Genomic DNA, 17,730 nt, shown 5'->3' with positions numbered 1-17,730 from the left:
AAGCTGCAAGCGGCAGGTCAAAAGCTCACCGGACCCACTTGCAGCTTGTAGCTTAAAGCTTGCGACTCAGAGATGCGACTCTGCGTATTCCGCCAGAATCGAGCGAGGCACCCCTTGCAGCGCGATATGCACGCCGTTCGGGAAATCCTTGAAGCGTTCGGTCAGGTAGGTCAGCCCGGAACTGGTCGCGGACAGGTAAGGGGTGTCGATCTGTGCCAGGTTGCCCAGGCACACCACTTTGGAACCGGCGCCGGCACGGGTGATGATGGTTTTCATCTGGTGCGGCGTGAGGTTCTGGCATTCGTCGATCAGGATCAGGCTCTGCTGGAAGCTGCGACCTCGGATGTAGTTGAGGGATTTGAACTGCAACGGCACTTTGCTGAGGATGTAGTCGACGCTGCCATGGGTGTTTTCGTCATCCATGTGCAAGGCTTCGAGGTTGTCGGTGATCGCCCCCAGCCACGGTTCCATTTTTTCCGCTTCGGTGCCGGGCAGGAAGCCGATTTCCTGGTCCAGGCCCTGCACGCTGCGGGTGGCGATGATGCGGCGATAGCGCTTGGTGACCATGGTCTGTTCGATGGCGGCCGCCAGGGCCAGGATGGTTTTACCGGAACCGGCGGCACCGGTCAGGTTCACCAGATGGATATCCGGATCCAACAGCGCATACAGCGCCAGGCTTTGGTAGATATCACGCGGTTTCAGGCCCCAGGCTTCCTGGTGCAACAGGGGTTCCTGATGCAGGTCGAGGATCAGCAGCTTGTCGACCTGGATCTCTTTGATCCAGCCCACGAAGCCCTGTTCGTCGATGATGAATTCATTGAAATGCACCGCCGGCAGGTTGTCGATCAGTTGTACCTGATGCCAGGTGCGGCCATGGTCCTGACGGGTTTCCACCTTGCTGACACGGTCCCAGAACGAACCGGTCATGGTGTGATACCCACGGGATAGCATCGAAACGTCGTCGACCAGTTGGTCGGTGCTGTAGTCCTCGGCCGCGATCCCACATGCGCGAGCCTTGAGGCGCATATTGATGTCTTTGGTCACCAGCACCAGACGCAGGTCCTTGTCACGCGCGTGCAGGTCGATCAATTGGTTGATGATTTTGTTGTCGTTCAGGTTTTCCGGCAGCAGGCTGTTGGGCTCGCTGCGCTTGCTCATCAGAATCGACAGCAAGCCCTTGGGTCCGCTCTTGCCGCGCTGGATCGGCACACCGACTTCAACATCTTCAGGCGAGGCCTCGCCCAGGGTCTTGTCGATCAGGCGGATGGCCTGGCGACATTCGGCGGCAACGCTGTGGTGGCCGCTTTTGAGTTTGTCGAGCTCCTCAAGCACGATCATCGGGATGGCGACGTGGTGTTCTTCGAAATTGAGCAGTGCGTTTGGATCGTGGATCAATACATTCGTATCAAGCACATAAAGGATTGGCTGGTCGGAAGAAGGGTTACGTCCATGATCATCCATACTCGGTCACCTTTTGTGGGAGCCAGTCGACGCAATACCTGGGCGGTGCTGCGCCTCGATTCGACCACCGAATGCACCTGAGTGACGTCAAGTGCATGCCCACATGAGGAGTCTTGGAAGACGCCACCTGTGCTGCAGGTTTCGGCGATCTGACTTCGTAATACCGCAAAACGTGTGACAGGAAAAAGCACTTTGACGCTTTTTTGAAGTTTATTTTTCAGGATGACGAATAGCACTAGCCGAGTGCCAGCTGCGCCGTTAAAGTCGGAAGTCCGCCTGCATCGAAATGTCGCACAAAATCACCCCGAAACTTGCGCAAACCCAACAGGGCCGGGCACTTCATCGAAACGCTTCGCGACAGTCCTGCCAACCCAGGCCGCTCTGCGCGGTCGCCTGCAGCAACCACGGCAATGCCACCCGCGCCTTGTCCTGAGTGTCGTGAAACACAATCACGCCTTTGCGCCATAACAGCATCAGCGTGAGCACGCGCTGCGCCGATTCTTCAGCCTTGAGCTTGCCCGGCTCGTCCTGGGAATCGATGTCCCACAACGCCACCTGCAAGCCCTGTGATTGGAAAAACCCCTGGCTGTCCGCGCGGCGCTGGCCATAGGGTGGGCGAAACAGCGGCAGGTAGTTTTCCGGCATCAGGTTCTGCACCAGCGCAGCGCTGCGGGTGATCGAGCTTTGCCAGTCCACCCAATGGCTATGGGAACGGTACTGCCAGCCCTGGGTGCCCACACACTGGCCTTGGTACAGCGCCTGCACGTCGGCGGCGGAGCTGCGCTCCACGCGGGTTTGCAGGCTGCTACCGAGGACAAAGAACACCCCGTTCATCTTCTGTTTGCGCAGATAGTCGGCCAGCCAATCGGTGTTGCCGCTGACGGGCGCGGGGCCGCCGTCGAAGGTCAGCAGGAACAGGCGGTCATTGAATTCATCGCCATTGCGTTCATGGTCGCCGAACCGCGCAACCTCGCTGCTGATCTGCGGAAACAGCGCGGCCTTGCGCAGCAGTTCGTCCAGGTAGCGCTCATGGAAGGCATGGCTGGGGGCGGCCCAATCTATATAGAAGGAGCTTTCGCTGATCTGGAACTTGCCGGCCTCCTCGCGAAGGTCGTCCATGTTTTCCACCAGGTAGCAGAACGACGCATCCACCTCGCAACTCTGCTGGGCGACGCTGTAGTTCTCCAGCAAGCGTTGCCACAGCTCACGGCGCAGGTCGTTGATGGCCGCCAGGTTGATGATCTTCAATCCCAGGCGTTGTTTAAGAGCCGCTTCATCCTGGGACTCGCTGGCCAGCAGGCTGTGGGCGAACATCAGGATTTCGGCGCGCGAGCCCACATCGAACAGCGCCGGCGTGCTGAGCTTTTCGGGCCAGATGCCACGGTCCAGGCTGGCCACGTCCACCGGCGCGGCCTGGGCGCTTAGGCACAACAGACAAGCGGACAATAAAAGCGCTATTCGCACACAGGGTCTCCCTCTCCAGAACTACCGGCCATCATAGCGGATCGCGCCTATCGCCATCATAGGTGGAGTCAAATCGCCCCAGCCCCTAGAATCGCGCCCACGATTACAGGAGCCAACTTCATGCTGATGGTGATTTCCCCCGCCAAAACCCTCGATTTCGAGTCAAAGCCGGTCACTGCGCGCTTCACCCAGCCGCAGTACCTGGATCACTCACAGGAACTGATCGAGCAACTGCGCGAATTCAGCCCGGCGCAGATCAGCGAATTGATGCACGTCTCCGACAAGATCGGCGGCCTGAATGCCGCGCGCTTTGGCAGTTGGACGCCCGCCTTCACCCCCGAAAACGCCAAGCAGGCCCTGCTGGCCTTCAAGGGCGACGTGTATACCGGCTTGAACGCGGAAACGTTCAGCGACGCCGATTTCAGCTACGCCCAGGACCACCTGCGCATGCTCTCAGGCCTGTATGGCCTGCTGCGCCCGCTGGACCTGATGATGCCGTATCGTCTGGAAATGGGCACCAAACTGGCCAACGCCCGTGGCAAGGACCTGTACGCCTTCTGGGGCGCACGCATCAGCGAATGGCTCAACGAAGCCCTGGCCGCCCAAGGTGACGATGTGCTACTCAACCTAGCGTCCAACGAGTACTTTTCGGCAGTCAAACGCACGGCCCTGAACGCGCGGATCATCAACACCGAGTTCAAGGACCTGAAAAACGGCCAGTACAAAATCATCAGTTTCTACGCAAAAAAGGCGCGCGGCATGATGAGCCGTTTTGTGATCGAAGAACGCATCAATGACCCCGAAAAGCTCAAGGGGTTTGATGTGCAAGGCTACCGCTTCAATGCGGAGCAGTCTAAGCCGGACAACCTGGTGTTTCTGCGCGACCACGCACCGGAATAAGGCCGTACCCGCCTCTCTCAGACAAAAAAATGCAGATGTGGGAGGGGGCTTGCCCCCGATGGCAGCGCATCAGTCGATACATAAATTGACTGACACAACGCAATCGGGGGCAGGTGCCTCCCACCTATCTGTTTGCACTGCAGATCAAAAATCGTCATTTATTTGACGTCAAAAAATATCACGACACAACCCTATCAATAGTTTCACTCGACATTCATCGTTTTTTTTCGTAGTGGCACCGGTTTTTTTTCACACTAGTGGCACAAAACTATCCCCACGCGCCAACTCCCCACAACTACTGGCCCAAATAGCAAGTGCTATCAATATAGTACTAGTGCCATCTCCTCTCGTATTTCAAGAAATTTCTGGAAACAGGATGAGCGGCTAGGAACTTCATCCTAAAGCGCCGCTCATACCACCGGTAACGAAATTCTCGGTTTCTGTAAGAGATGACTTACATGGCGACCAACGGAAGTAGCGAAGTTGTCATATTCAACTTCGACTCATGGGTCATATTACCAACTGATTAGTTAAAGGCGGCGATAAGGAATTATTGCCACAAACTATAAGGCCAAGGTCGTGCTTACCCCAATGGGTCAGTGATACATCCCAAGGCTTTGATATTTAAAGGCTTATTGCCCCTATCAAAGCTCTGCGGCACTGGCGCCATGCCCTTCTCCCAGGAAGGCTGGCTGCATTTGAGGGCAGGCCCCAATAACAAGGCCACGTTGCGCACAACTTGAGTGCAATTGTTAGACACTCACTATTTAACATGCCTGTACACGGTAAGTCGGCGTCTATTCGCCTAACTTTCGTGGAAACAGTGACGCTTGCAAACATGAACTCCGGCCATCTATTGGCATGATTAACACCGTCTTCAATGACAATGAGGTAAATGCGATGCGCATCAGCATATTTGGTTTGGGTTACGTTGGCGCAGTCTGTGCCGGTTGCCTGTCTGCCCGTGGCCACGAAGTGGTCGGCGTGGACATCTCCAAGGAAAAGATCGACCTGATCAACGCTGGCAAATCGCCAATCGTTGAACCGGGTCTGGGCGAACTGTTGAGCCAGGGTATCCAAACGGGTCGACTGCGCGGCACCACCAACTTCGCCGAAGCCATCCGCGATACCGACCTGTCGATGATTTGCGTCGGCACGCCGAGCAAGAAAAACGGCGACCTGGAACTCAACTACATCGAATCGGTATGCCGCGAGATCGGTTTTGTCCTGCGTGACAAGACCACCCGCCACACCATCGTGGTGCGCAGCACCGTGTTGCCGGGCACCGTCGCTAACGTGGTGATTCCAATCCTCGAAGACTGCTCCGGCAAGAAAGCAGGCGTCGATTTCGGCGTCGCGGTCAACCCGGAATTCCTGCGCGAATCCACCGCCATCGCCGACTACGACCTGCCACCGATGACCGTCATCGGCGAATTCGACACAGCCTCCGGCGATGTCCTGCAGTCGCTGTACGAAGAACTCGACGCACCGATCATCCGCAAGGACATCGCCGTCGCCGAGATGATCAAGTACACCTGCAACGTGTGGCACGCTACCAAAGTCACCTTCGCCAACGAAATCGGCAACATCGCCAAAGCGGTCGGTGTCGACGGTCGCGAAGTGATGGAAGTGGTCTGCCAGGACAAGACCCTCAACCTGTCCCAGTACTACATGCGCCCAGGTTTCGCCTTCGGCGGCTCGTGCCTGCCAAAAGATGTTCGCGCCCTGACTTACCGCGCCGGCTCCCTGGACGTGGAAGCACCGCTGCTCAACTCCCTGATGCGCAGCAACGAGTCCCAGGTGCAGAACGCCTTCGACATCGTCTCCAGCCACGACAAACGCAAAGTCGCCCTGCTGGGCCTGAGCTTCAAGGCCGGTACCGATGACCTGCGTGAAAGCCCGCTGGTCGAGCTGGCCGAGATGCTGATCGGCAAGGGCTACGACCTGAGCATCTACGACAGCAACGTCGAATACGCGCGTGTTCACGGCGCCAACAAGGATTACATCGAAGGCAAGATCCCACACGTGTCGTCCCTGCTCAACTCGGACTTCGACGATGTGATCAACAACTCCGACGTGATCATCCTGGGCAACCGCGACGAGAAGTTCCGCTCCCTGGCCCATAACGCGCCGGAAGGTAAGCAAGTGGTCGATCTGGTGGGCTTCATGTCCAAGGCCACCAGCGCGAGCGGCCGTACTGAAGGCATTTGCTGGTAACAGCAACGGCAAGTTTCAAGCTGCAAGCGTCCTTATCCCCAGCGCTTGCAGCTTGAAGCCTTCTTCACCTTCGGATGACGCTTATGTCCACGCTAAAACACGTACTCCTCCAATCCGCCGGCTGGCTGTTGTTTCTGAGCCTGCTGATGGGACTCGCCCTGCTGTTGCCGGCGAGTACGTTCGACTCCGAGTCGAAGAATTTTATTTTCCTGATTGGCGCCGTCGGTATCTGGCGCTACTCGATGGGCGCTACGCATTTCTTTCGCGGCATGCTGTTCCTGTATGTGGTCTACCCGCACCTGCGCCGCAAAGTCCGCAAGCTGGGCAAGGCTGCCGACCCGTCCCATGTGTTTCTGATGGTCACCAGTTTCCGCATCGATGCCCTGACCACTGCCCAGGTGTACAGCTCGGTGATCCGTGAAGCGATCGACTGTGGCTTCCCGACCACCGTGGTCTGCTCCCTGGTGGAAATGTCCGATGAGCTGCTGGTCAAGAGCTTGTGGGAAAAGATGAACCCACCAGAACACGTCAAGCTCGACTTCGTGCGTATCGCCGGCACCGGCAAGCGCGACGGCCTGGCCTTCGGTTTCCGTGCTATTTCGCGTCACTTGCCGGATGACCGCGCGGTCGTGGCGGTGATCGACGGCGACACCGTGCTCGCCGAAGGCGTTGTACGCAAGACCGTGCCGTGGTTCCAGCTGTTCGGCAACGTCGGCGGCCTGACCACCAACGAGTTCTGCGAAGTGCGCGGCGGTTACATCATGAGCGAGTGGCACAAGCTGCGCTTCGCCCAACGCCACATCAACATGTGTTCCATGGCCCTGTCCAAGCGCGTACTGACCATGACCGGTCGTATGTCGGTATTCCGCGCCAGCGTGGTCACCGACCCGGGCTTTATTGCTGACGTGGAAAGCGACTCGCTGCAACACTGGCGCCTGGGCCGCTTCAAGTTCCTCACCGGTGATGACAAGTCCAGCTGGTTCAGCCTGATGCGCTTGGGCTACGACACGTTCTACGTGCCGGATGCCGCGATCAACACCGTGGAACACCCGCCGGAAAAGAGCTTTATCAAGGCCAGCCGCAAGCTGATGTTCCGCTGGTACGGCAACAACCTGCGTCAGAACTCCCGTGCCCTGGGCCTGGGTGTGCGTCGCCTGGGTCTGTTCACCAGCATCGTGTTGTTCGATCAGCGCGTGTCGATGTGGACTTCGCTGCTCGGCCTGACCGTGGCAATCATCGCCACCTTCAAGTACGGCGGCGCATTCATCCTCGCGTACCTGCTGTGGATCGGCATCACCCGCCTGATCCTGACCCTGCTGCTGTCGTGCTCCGGCCACAAGATCGGCCCGGCCTACCCGCTGATTCTCTATTACAACCAGATCATGGGCGCGTTGGTGAAGATCTACGTGTTCTTCCGCCTTGATCAACAGTCCTGGACCCGCCAGGACACCAAACTGACCCGCGATTTGGCCAGCTTTCAACGTTGGTTCAACACCTGGTCGTCTCGGACCATGACCTTCTCCGCCGGCAGCATTTTCGTCGCCGTGTTGCTGATGATGGTCTGACCCAGCCAAGCCTGAATTAACCTAGGAATTACACCGTCATGAACAGCCAAGTAAACGCCAACGTTGTCCACGAATCCGAAGCCCAGCGTCAGCACGCCCGGGTCAAAATCCCGGCCAAGCTGCGCTTTTTCAACACTGACCGCAGCCAGACCGAAGCACGGGTGATCGACCTGTCCGCCGGCGGCCTGGCGTTCACCGCCACCCAGCCGCTGAACGTGGGTGAAGTGCACAAGGGTCGTCTGCAATTCGTCATCGATAACCTTGGCTTGGCCATGGACGTCGAGCTGCAGATTCGCTCCTACGACCGCCAGACCGGCCGCACCGGTTGCCAGTTCCAGAACCTCGACGCCCAGGATATTTCCACCCTGCGCCACCTGATCACCTCGCACCTGTCCGGTGACATCGTGACCATGGGCGACGTGCTGGCGACTCTGCAGCGCGACAACTTCACCAAGGCGCGCAAGGTCAAGGACGGCGGCAGCAACATGAGCGCCTTCGGTCGCTTGCGTGCCGTGACCTTCAGCCTGGCGATCTTCCTGGTGGGCTTGGCAGCGTTCGGGTTCGTCTTCAAGTCGATCTACAGCATGTACTTTGTCAGCCACGCCCAGGCCGGCCTGGTCAGCGTACCGGGCATGAACGTGACCATGCCGCGCGACGGCACCGTGCAGAGCCTGCTCAAAGGTGATGCGGTCGCCGCCAAGGGCGCGCCGCTGGCCACCTTCAGCACCAGCATGCTCGATGTGCTCAAAGGCCACCTCGACGAAGACCAACTGCAACCGGCCAAAGTCGAAGAGCTGTTCGGCAAGCAAATGACCGGCACCCTGACTTCGCCCTGCGATTGCGTGGTGGCGCAGCAACTGGTCGCCGACGGCCAATACGCCAGCAAGGGCGACGTGATCTTCCAACTGGTTCCACGCGGCAGCGAAGCCAACGTCGAAGCGCGCTTCACCTATCGCCAGTTCGCCGACGTGCGCCCAGGTACACCGGTGAGCTTCCAGGTCGCCGACGAAGAACAGACCCGCACCGGCACCATCGTCAGCAGCACCAGCCTGAACAGCGCCGACCTGTCCTCCGACATCCGCGTGCAGATCAAGCCTGATGCCCCGCTGGACAGCACCTACGCCGGCCGCCCGGTGGAAGTGATCAGCGACCGCGGCCCATCGCTGAACTGGCTGATCGACAAAGCCATGGCTCACGGTCTGTAAGCGAGGACATGCCTGTGAACCTTATCTCGACAACAACACTGGCCCCTGTGGGAGCCGGGCTTGCCCGCGATGCTGGCGACTCGGTTTACCAGGCTGACCGCGCCGATACGCTCGCAGGCAAGCCATCTCCCGCACAGCGCAAATCCCACTTCGCCTCGGCCTACTGTGCGCTGGCCCTGGCCATCTCGCTGGCCGGTTGCGTCGGCCTGCCCGACCAACGCCTGGCCAATGAAGCGCTCAAGCGCGGCGACACCGTCACCGCGCAGCAGAACTACCAGCAACTGGCCGACCTGGGTTACAGCGAGGCCCAAGTGGGCCTGGCCGATATCCAGGTTGGCACTCGTGACCCGGCGCAGATCAAACAGGCCGAGGCCACGTACCGCGCCGCAGCGGATACTTCGCCCCGCGCCCAGGCGCGCCTGGGTCGCCTGCTGGTGGCCAAGCCCGGCGCCACCGAGGCCGAGCACCACGAAGCCGAAACCCTGCTGAAAAAAGCCTTTGCCAATGGCGAAGGCAACACCCTGATTCCACTGGCGATGCTGTACCTGCAATACCCTCACAGCTTTCCCAATGTGAATGCCCAGCAGCAGATCAGTCAGTGGCAGGCGGCGGGTTATCCGGAAGCGGGCCTGGCCCAGGTGCTGCTGTATCGCACCCAGAACACCTACGATCAGCATCTGGATGATGTGGAGCGCATCTGCAAAGCCGCGCTGAACACCACCGATATTTGCTACGTCGAACTGGCTACGGTCTATCAGAAGAAAGCCGAGCCAGAAAAACAAGCCGAACTGCTCAAGCAGATGGAAGCCGGCTACAGCCGTGGCACCGTCACCGCTCAACGGGTCGATAGCGTTGCCCGCGTATTGGGTGATGCCTCCCTGGGCAAGACCGACGAAAAGACGGCCCAGGCGCTGCTGGAAAAAATCGCCCCCGGCTACCCGGCGTCCTGGGTCAGCCTGGCGCAACTGCTCTACGACTTCCCCGAACTGGGCGACGTCGACCAAATGATGAAGTACCTGGACAACGGCCGCGCCGCCGACCAGCCGCGCGCTGAACTGTTGCTCGGCAAACTCTACTACGAGGGCAAGTGGGTGCCGGCCGATGCCAAGGCCGCCGAAGCGCATTTCGAAAAAGCCGTTGGCAAAGAAGTGGCCGCCGATTACTACCTCGGCCAGATCTATCGCCGTGGCTACCTGGGCAAGGTCTACCCGCAAAAGGCCCTGGACCACTTGCTGACCGCTGCGCGCAACGGCCAGAACAGCGCCGATTTCGCCATCGCCCAATTGTTTTCCCAAGGCAAGGGCACCAAGCCCGACCCCGTCAATGCCTATGTCTTCAGCCAGTTGGCCAAGGCCCAGGACACGCCGGAGGCCAATGACCTGGCCGCCCAGCTCGAAGCCCCGCTGACTCCGGAACAACGCGCCCAAGGCCAACGCCTGGTGCAACAGGAGCTGGCCGCGCGCGGCACCCTGGCCCAAAGCACGCTGCAACTGCACGCCCTGCAAGAAGAAGACGGCGAGGAATCCCTATGAAGCTCAACCCATTCGTCAAGGCCGGTATTGGCCTGACCTTCGCCCTGCTGTGGTCGTGCCCGACCCTGGCCGCGCTGACCGAAGCCAAAAATTTCGGCCTGGAAGTCAAAGCAACCGCGCAATCCGAAGACGACCGCGACCTGGGCACCCAGAAAGGCGGCGACGTCAACGGCGTCGGCCTGGACCTGCGCCCGTGGATCTACGGCGAAAGCGGCAACTGGAGCGCCTACGCCATGGGCCAGGCGGTGGTGTCCAGCGACATTATCGAGACCGACACCCTGCAACAGTCGGCCGATGACGCAGACCAGCCCACCACCAATGACGACCGCAAAGCCAAGAAAAACTACTTGGCGATGCGTGAGTTCTGGGTGGGCTACAGCGGCTTCACGCCCTACCCCGGCGAGATCCTCAAGTTCGGCCGCCAGCGCCTGCGCAACGACGACGGCCAATGGCGCGACACCAACATCGAAGCGCTGAACTGGACCTTCGACACCACTTTGCTCAAAGCCAATGTGGGCGCCGCCGAACGCTTCAGCGAATACCGCACCGACCTCAAGGAACTGTCGCCCAAGGACAAGGACCGCCAGCACTTCTACGCCGACGCTTCCTACCAGTGGATGCCGGGCCAGTGGATCGGCCTGCGCGGCCATCACACCCATGACGACGGCAAGCTGGATTACCCCGAACCGGGCGTGCCCACCGACTCGTTGGATAAGCGCGAGAACGGCGACCTGACCTGGCTCGGCATCGAAGCCAACAGCGACGCCTACAACTGGCGCAACACCAACACCGTCAACTACTGGGCCAGCGTCACCGGTATGCAGGGCGACCGCGACACGGTCAACGCCCTCAAAGCAGACGGCAGCCGCCCGGACCAGGCCAAGCGCAGCGATAAAGTGAACGGCTGGGCCACCGACCTGGGTATCCGCCTGCGTCTCGACCCGCAGTGGCAAGTGGGTGCGGCCTATGCCCGCGCCAGCGCCGAATACGAACAGAACGGCCTGCAGAGCAACCGTTCGAACTGGACCGGCACCCAATCCCGTGTGCATCGCTTCGGCGAAGCGTTTCGCGGCGAAATGAACAACATGCAGTCCATGAGCCTGTTCGGCTCCTGGCAACTGCGTGAGGACTATGACGCCAGCCTGGTGTACCACAAGTTCTGGCGCGTGGACGGCAACAAGCCGGTGGGCAGCAACGGTATCGACGCGGTGCAGAACAACACCGACGACGTGACCGGCGCGATCCTCTCCAGCACGTCCCTGCCGCTGGAAGACGGTAAGAAAGACCTGGGTCAGGAGATGGACCTGGTGGTCACCAAGTACTTCAAGACCGGCTTGCTGCCGGCCGCGCTCAGCCAGTCGATCGACGAGCCGTCGGCGTTGGTGCGTTTGCGTGCGGGTGTGTTCAAACCGGGTGACGCCTACGGCAGCCAGGTCGACTCGTACATGCATCGCGCGTTTGTCGACGTGATCTGGAAATTCTGATGGGAGCCTGCGCAATGAATGCTCAAAGCCTACTCGTCGCGGCAATGCTGGTGGCCAGTACCACCGCGTTTGCCGATACGACGGCCAAGGCGCCGACCATCGCCAAGGAACTGCAACAGGCCAAGACCTACACCATTTCCAGCCCGCCGACCGCGCCGCTGGAAATGGCCAAGCCGGCCCTGCCCGACCTGTCGGGCTACACCGCCGCGGCCATGGAAAAAAAGATCGTACGCACCAAGCCGGGCAAAATCAGCATCCGTCGCATGATGCAGGAAGACGCGCTCAAGGACTTTATCGGCGGCGATAACAAGATGGCCGAATGGGTGGTGCGCCAGCATGGCATTCCCCAGGCGATCTTTATCGACGACGGCTACATGAACCTCAAGGACCTGCTGGGCAAAGTGCCCAAGCAGTACCTGAGCGAGACATCGCCGGGCGTGTTCCTGGCCAAGTTGCCGATCGTGGTCGGGCGCAAGGGCATCCTCGAAATCGACAAGCGCACCCAAGAGCTGCGCCTGTCCCAGGAAGCCGGTTCGTTCCTGATCAACGACGGCCAGCTGTTTGTGCGCGACACCAAAATCACCGGTTGGAGCGAAAAGGCCAATGGGCCGGCGCTGTTCAAGTCGCCCAAGGAATTCCGCCCGTTCCTGCTGGCCTGGGGCGGCACCGAGACCTACGTCGCCAACAGCAAAATGGCCAGTTTCGGCTACGCCAACAGTAAGTCGTACGGGGTGAGTATTTCCCAGTACACGCCGAATATGGCCAAGGTACTCAAGCGCCCTGAGCCGACCGGCTGGATCATTGATTCAGAGTTCTCGGACATGTGGTACGGCTTCTACTGCTACGAGACCACCGGCTTCGTGATCAAGGGCAATACCTACAAAGACAACATCGTCTACGGCATTGACCCCCACGACCGTTCCCACGGCCTGATCATTGCGGACAACACCGTCTACGGCACCAAGAAGAAGCACGGCATCATCATTTCCCGGGAAGTGAACGACAGCTTCATCTTCAACAACCGCAGCTACGACAACAAACTCTCGGGCCTGGTGATCGACCGTAACAGCGTCAACAACCTGATCGCCGACAACGAGATCTACCGCAACCACACCGACGGCATCACCCTCTATGAGAGCGGCGACAACCTGCTGTGGGGCAACAAGGTGATCAGCAACCGCCGCCACGGCATCCGCGTGCGTAACAGCGTAAACATCAAGCTGTACGAAAACGTCGCGATGGCCAACGGTTTGACCGGCGTCTACGGCCACATCAAGGACTTGACCGACACCGACCGCGACATCGCCCTCGACCCGTTCGACGCCAAGGTTTCCCTGATCGTGGTCGGCGGTGAACTGGCGGGGAACGGCAGCGGGCCGCTGTCCATCGACTCGCCGTTGAGTATCGAGCTGTATCGCGTGTCGATGCTGGCGCCGACCAAATCCAGCGGTATCAGCTTCTCCGGCGTCCTCGGCGATCGCCAGGAAGAAATTCTCGACCTGCTGGTGCGCCAGCAGAAAGCCGTGCTGATCGACCCTGTCGAACGCCAGACCGAAATGCAGGACTGAGGATGACCCTTATGCACCCACACATGATCAAACTGCTGAGCCTCTCGGGTCTGACCCTCGGCCTGCTCGCGGCCAGCCAAGGCGTGCGCGCCGACGAAGTCAAGGCACCGACCTTTACCGCCGAACCGTGCTGCAGCCTGTGCCCGGCCGCCCACGACGCGAAGAACTACACCACGCGCTACCAGCAGAACTTCACCACCCTGGTGCAAGCCCAGGGCGACTGGCTGTTCCGTACCCAGGAAGACCTGCGCACCGAGTTCGACACCACCCCGGCCGGCTACAAGCGCATGCAGCAGTTGCATGACGCGTTCAAAAGCAAAGGCGTGGAACTGGTGGTGGTCTACCAGCCGACCCGTGGCCTGGTGAACCGCAACAAGCTCAATCCCGCAGAGAAAGCCTCGTACGACTTCGACAAGGCCCTGACCAACTACAAGACCATGCTCGGCCGTTTCGCCAAGATGGGTTACGTGGTGCCGGACCTGTCGCCGCTGACCAACGAGCAGTTGCCCGACGAACTACCGGCCCACGATTTCTACTTCCGTGGCGACCAACACTGGACCCCATACGGCGCCCAGCGCACCGCGAAAATCGTCGCGGCCAAGGTCAAGCAAATGCCGGAATTCGCCGATATTCCCAAGCGTGAATTCGAAACCAAGCGCTCCGGGCGCATGGGCAAGACCGGCACCCTGCACAACATGGCCGGGCAACTGTGCGGCACCAGCTACGCGATCCAGTACATGGACCAGTTCACCACCGAGCCTAAGGGCGAAGCGGGCGACGGCGACCTGTTCGGCGATTCCGGCAACCCGCAGATCACCTTGGTGGGTACCAGCCATAGCGGCAAGAACTACAACTTCGCCGGGTTCCTGGAAGAAGAAATCGGCGCCGACATCCTCAACGTCGCCTTCCCCGGCGGCGGCCTGGAAGGCTCGATGCTGCAGTACCTGGGCAGCGACGAGTTCCAGAAAAGCCCGCCGAAGATCCTGATCTGGGAATTCTCGCCGCTGTATCGCCTCGACCAGGAGACCATCTACCGCCAAATGATGTCGCTGCTGGACAACGGCTGCGAAGGCAAGCCCGCGCAGATGAGCGCCAGCGCCACCTTGAAACCGGGCAAGAACGAATTGCTGGTCAACAGTTCGAACAAAGACCTGCGCAACGCCAACCATCAGGTCGACATCCGCTTCGCCGACACCTCGGTGAAAACCCTGCAAGCCACCCTCTGGTACATGAACGGGCGCCACGAGGACATCAAGATCGAGAAACCCGAAACATCCGATACAGACGGGCGTTTCGCCTTTGAACTGCGCACCGACGAAGACTGGGCCTCGCAGAACTTGCTGGCCGTGGAAGTGCAAGGCCCGGAAAAGGGCACTGCCGCGCAGAAGGTCGAAGCGAAAATTTGCACACGCAACGTATTCCCAAGCGGTGGTCAACAGACCGCCCAACTCGGGAAGTGAGGTTACTTATGCAAAAGCTGATGCTCCCTACCCTGCTGGGCCTGGCGATGTTCGCCGGCTCCGTCAACGCCGCCGCGCCGCTGCGTCCGCCCCAGGGCTATTTCGCACCGATCGAAGCGTTCAAGACCGGCGACTTCAAGGAAAACTGCGACACCATGCCCACGCCCTACACCGGGCCGCTGCAATTTCGCAGCAAGTACGAAGGTTCGGACAAGGCACGCGCCACGCTGAATGTGCAGTCCGAGCAGGCGTTCCGCGACAGCACCGCTGACATTACCAAGCTGGAAAAAGACACCAGCAAGCGCGTGATGCAGTTCATGCGCGACGGTCGCCCGGAGCAGCTCGAATGCACGTTGAACTGGCTGGTGTCCTGGGCCAAGGCCGATGCGCTGATGTCCAAGGACTTCAACCACACCGGCAAGTCCATGCGCAAATGGGCGCTGGGCAGCATGGCCTCGGCCTATGTGCGCCTGAAGTTCTCCGACTCTCACCCGCTGGCCAACCACCAGCAGGAGTCGCAGCTGATCGAAGCCTGGTTCAACAAACTGGCCGATCAGGTAGTGAGCGACTGGGACAACCTGCCGCTGGAGAAAACCAACAACCACTCCTACTGGGCCGCCTGGTCGGTGATGGCAACCTCCGTCGCCACCAACCGCCGCGACCTGTTCGATTGGGCGGTGAAGGAATACAAGGTCGGCGTGAACCAGGTCGACGACCAAGGTTTCCTGCCTAACGAATTGAAGCGCCAGCAACGCGCGCTGTCGTACCACAACTACGCCTTGCCGCCGCTGTCGATGATCGCCAGTTTCGCCCTGGTCAACGGCGTGGACCTGCGCCAGGAAAACAACAGCGCGCTCAAGCGCCTGGGCGACAAGGTGCTGGCCGGAGTGAAAGACCCGGAAATCTTCGAGCAGAAGAACGGCAAGGAACAGGACATGAAGGACCTGAAGCAGGCCATGAAATTCGCCTGGCTCGAACCGTTCTGCAACCTCTACACCTGTGCACCGGATGTGATCGAACGCAAGCATGGCATGCAGCCGTTCAAGACCTTCCGCCTGGGCGGCGACCTGACCAAGGTCTACGACCCGGCGCATGAGAAAGGCAATAAAGGCTCCTGACGCAACGCGGTTAGACATGTGGGAGGGGGCTTGCCCCCGATAGCGGTGTATCAGTTGATACATCCGGTGACTGACTCACCACCATCGGGGGCAAGCCCCTTCCCACATTTTTGAGCCGGTTTCGTCAGTAGGAATGTAGTACCGCCCCCCCGTTTTTTCGTGGGGGGTTTGGGGGGGCTCTGGCCCTTGACTGTTGGTTAAACATGGAGAGATCGGGATGGTTTTCTCGTCCAATGTGTTCCTGTTTCTGTTCTTGCCGATCTTTCTCGGCTTGTATTACTTGAGCGGGCAACGCTATCGCAATCTGCTGCTGCTGATTGCCAGCTACGTGTTCTACGCCTGGTGGCGAGTGGACTTCCTGGCGCTGTTCGCCGCCGTGACGCTGTGGAATTACTGGATCGGCCTCAAGGTCGGTGCCGCCGGTGTGCGCACCAAACCGGCCCAACGCTGGCTGCTGCTCGGCGTGGCCGTCGACCTGTGCATCCTCGGCTACTTCAAGTACGCCAACTTCGGTGTCGACAGCATCAACGTGATGATGAAATCGATGGGCCTGGAGCCGTTCATCCTGACCCACGTGCTGTTGCCGATCGGTATCTCGTTCTACATTTTCGAGTCCATCAGCTACATCATCGACGTATACCGTGGCGACACCCCGGCCACGCGCAACCTCATCGACTTTGCGGCGTTCGTGGCGATTTTCCCGCACCTGATCGCCGGCCCGGTGTTGCGTTTCCGCGACCTGGCCGACCAGTTCAACAACCGCACCCACACCCTGGATAAGTTCTCCGAGGGCTGCACGCGGTTCATGCAGGGTTTTATCAAGAAAGTCTTTATCGCCGACACCCTGGCGGTGGTGGCCGACCATTGCTTCGCCCTGCAAAACCCCACCACCGGGGATGCCTGGCTCGGCGCGCTGGCGTATACCGCGCAGCTGTACTTCGACTTCTCCGGCTACAGCGACATGGCCATCGGCCTGGGCTTGATGATGGGTTTCCGCTTTATGGAAAACTTCAAACAGCCGTATATCAGCCAGTCGATCACCGAGTTCTGGCGCCGCTGGCACATCAGCCTGTCGACCTGGCTGCGTGACTACCTCTACATCACCCTGGGCGGCAACCGTAAAGGCACGCTGATTACTTATCGCAACCTGTTCCTGACCATGCTGCTCGGTGGCCTGTGGCACGGCGCGAACATCACCTACATCGTGTGGGGCGCCTGGCACGGCATGTGGCTGGCGATCGAAAAAGCCATCGGCCTGAACACCGCGCCGCGCAGTTTCAATGTGCTGCGCTGGGCCTTCACCTTCCTGCTGGTGGTGATGGGCTGGGTGATCTTCCGCGCCGAAAACCTGCACGTCGCCGGCCGTATGTACGGTGCGATGTTCAGCTTTGGCGAGTGGTCGCTGTCGGAACTCAACCGTGCCAGCCTCACCGGCCTGCAAGTGGCAACCCTGGTGGTGGCGTATGCGACGTTGGCGTTCTTCGGCCTGCGCGACTTCTACACCAACCGCCCCGCCGACAAAACCAAGCCGGCCGACCCAAGCCTGATCAAGGCCGTACCGGGCGACAACCCCGGCAGCATCCACCAGCCCGGTTTTACCGTGGGCCAGGACGCTGCCGTGCAACCGGCCTACTGGACCGCTGACTGGCCACGCTACGCCATGCGCGCTGCGGTGCTGCTGCTGTTCGTGGCGTCGATTCTCAAACTGTCGGCGCAGAGTTTCTCGCCGTTCCTTTACTTCCAATTCTGAGGGAGC

The 17,730-nt window shown here is 59.9% G+C and carries 12 protein-coding genes; 10 read left to right on the top strand and 2 right to left on the bottom strand.

Features of this window, described 5'->3' with window-relative positions; genetic code table 11:
- Positions 1–66 precede the first annotated feature (66 nt).
- Together ACFZPT_RS08350 and ACFZPT_RS08345 are read right to left on the bottom strand one after the other, a co-directional pair.
- Positions 67–1,461 carry a PhoH family protein gene (locus ACFZPT_RS08350; protein WP_379555144.1) on the bottom strand — a complete coding sequence of 465 codons (1,395 nt, stop codon included), beginning with the start codon at positions 1,459–1,461 and terminating at the stop codon, positions 67–69.
- A gap of 339 nt (positions 1,462–1,800) precedes the next feature.
- A complete protein-coding gene (locus ACFZPT_RS08345; protein ID WP_034095999.1) occupies positions 1,801–2,925 on the bottom strand; it encodes a polysaccharide deacetylase family protein in 1,125 nt (374 codons plus the stop codon).
- 120 nt (positions 2,926–3,045) lie between these two features.
- Between ACFZPT_RS08345 and yaaA the strand changes: the two genes are divergently transcribed.
- The 10 genes from yaaA (at position 3,046) to ACFZPT_RS08295 (ending at position 17,724) form a co-directional block, all read left to right on the top strand.
- Positions 3,046–3,825, top strand: coding sequence for a peroxide stress protein YaaA (gene yaaA / locus ACFZPT_RS08340; protein WP_034095998.1), 780 nt, complete (start codon positions 3,046–3,048; stop codon positions 3,823–3,825).
- Between the two features lie 900 nt (positions 3,826–4,725).
- Positions 4,726–6,042, top strand: a complete 1,317-nt coding sequence (locus ACFZPT_RS08335) for a nucleotide sugar dehydrogenase (RefSeq protein ID WP_047881700.1) — start codon at positions 4,726–4,728, stop codon at positions 6,040–6,042.
- Between the two features lie 74 nt (positions 6,043–6,116).
- Positions 6,117–7,607 (top strand): mannuronan synthase, encoded by a 1,491-nt coding sequence (gene alg8 / locus ACFZPT_RS08330; protein WP_034095997.1) that lies wholly within the window; start codon positions 6,117–6,119, stop codon positions 7,605–7,607.
- A gap of 38 nt (positions 7,608–7,645) precedes the next feature.
- On the top strand, positions 7,646–8,812 hold the full coding sequence (locus ACFZPT_RS08325; RefSeq protein WP_034095996.1) for an alginate biosynthesis protein Alg44: 1,167 nt from the start codon (positions 7,646–7,648) through the stop codon (positions 8,810–8,812).
- A gap of 170 nt (positions 8,813–8,982) precedes the next feature.
- Positions 8,983–10,344, top strand: coding sequence for an alginate biosynthesis TPR repeat lipoprotein AlgK (algK, locus tag ACFZPT_RS08320; RefSeq protein WP_034096762.1), 1,362 nt, complete (start codon positions 8,983–8,985; stop codon positions 10,342–10,344).
- Positions 10,341–11,828: an alginate export family protein gene (locus tag ACFZPT_RS08315; RefSeq protein ID WP_099312813.1), complete on the top strand. Its 1,488-nt coding sequence runs from the start codon at positions 10,341–10,343 to the stop codon at positions 11,826–11,828. Before algK ends, ACFZPT_RS08315 begins: the two co-directional genes overlap by 4 nt.
- Entirely contained in the window at positions 11,828–13,396 is a 1,569-nt protein-coding gene (gene algG, locus ACFZPT_RS08310) for a mannuronan 5-epimerase AlgG (RefSeq protein WP_034095994.1), read from the top strand. Before ACFZPT_RS08315 ends, algG begins: the two co-directional genes overlap by 1 nt.
- A gap of 11 nt (positions 13,397–13,407) precedes the next feature.
- Positions 13,408–14,856, top strand: coding sequence for an alginate O-acetyltransferase (locus ACFZPT_RS08305; RefSeq protein WP_034096761.1), 1,449 nt, complete (start codon positions 13,408–13,410; stop codon positions 14,854–14,856).
- An 8-nt stretch (positions 14,857–14,864) separates the two neighbouring features.
- On the top strand, positions 14,865–15,974 hold the full coding sequence (locus tag ACFZPT_RS08300; protein ID WP_047881628.1) for a mannuronate-specific alginate lyase: 1,110 nt from the start codon (positions 14,865–14,867) through the stop codon (positions 15,972–15,974).
- 217 nt (positions 15,975–16,191) lie between these two features.
- On the top strand, positions 16,192–17,724 hold the full coding sequence (locus tag ACFZPT_RS08295; protein ID WP_034095992.1) for an MBOAT family protein: 1,533 nt from the start codon (positions 16,192–16,194) through the stop codon (positions 17,722–17,724).
- Positions 17,725–17,730: the final 6 nt, after the last annotated feature.

Source organism: Pseudomonas sp. MD330_10 (assembly GCF_042610415.1).
Classification (GTDB): domain Bacteria; phylum Pseudomonadota; class Gammaproteobacteria; order Pseudomonadales; family Pseudomonadaceae; genus Aquipseudomonas; species Aquipseudomonas rhodesiae.
This window is presented reverse-complemented; position numbering and strand designations above follow the sequence as displayed.

What these genes read in the sequence shown, in the direction of transcription:
- algG (WP_034095994.1), top strand. Translation starts at nt 11,828, where the DNA reads ATGGGAGCCTGCGCAATGAATGCTCAAAGCCTACTCGTCGCGGCAATG.
- ACFZPT_RS08305 (WP_034096761.1), top strand. Translation starts at nt 13,408, where the DNA reads ATGCACCCACACATGATCAAACTGCTGAGCCTCTCGGGTCTGACCCTC.
- ACFZPT_RS08335 (WP_047881700.1), top strand. Translation starts at nt 4,726, where the DNA reads ATGCGCATCAGCATATTTGGTTTGGGTTACGTTGGCGCAGTCTGTGCC.
- ACFZPT_RS08300 (WP_047881628.1), top strand. Translation starts at nt 14,865, where the DNA reads ATGCAAAAGCTGATGCTCCCTACCCTGCTGGGCCTGGCGATGTTCGCC.
- ACFZPT_RS08295 (WP_034095992.1), top strand. Translation starts at nt 16,192, where the DNA reads ATGGTTTTCTCGTCCAATGTGTTCCTGTTTCTGTTCTTGCCGATCTTT.
- ACFZPT_RS08315 (WP_099312813.1), top strand. Translation starts at nt 10,341, where the DNA reads ATGAAGCTCAACCCATTCGTCAAGGCCGGTATTGGCCTGACCTTCGCC.
- alg8 (WP_034095997.1), top strand. Translation starts at nt 6,117, where the DNA reads ATGACGCTTATGTCCACGCTAAAACACGTACTCCTCCAATCCGCCGGC.
- ACFZPT_RS08350 (WP_379555144.1), bottom strand. Translation starts at nt 1,461, where the DNA reads ATGGATGATCATGGACGTAACCCTTCTTCCGACCAGCCAATCCTTTAT.
- yaaA (WP_034095998.1), top strand. Translation starts at nt 3,046, where the DNA reads ATGCTGATGGTGATTTCCCCCGCCAAAACCCTCGATTTCGAGTCAAAG.
- ACFZPT_RS08325 (WP_034095996.1), top strand. Translation starts at nt 7,646, where the DNA reads ATGAACAGCCAAGTAAACGCCAACGTTGTCCACGAATCCGAAGCCCAG.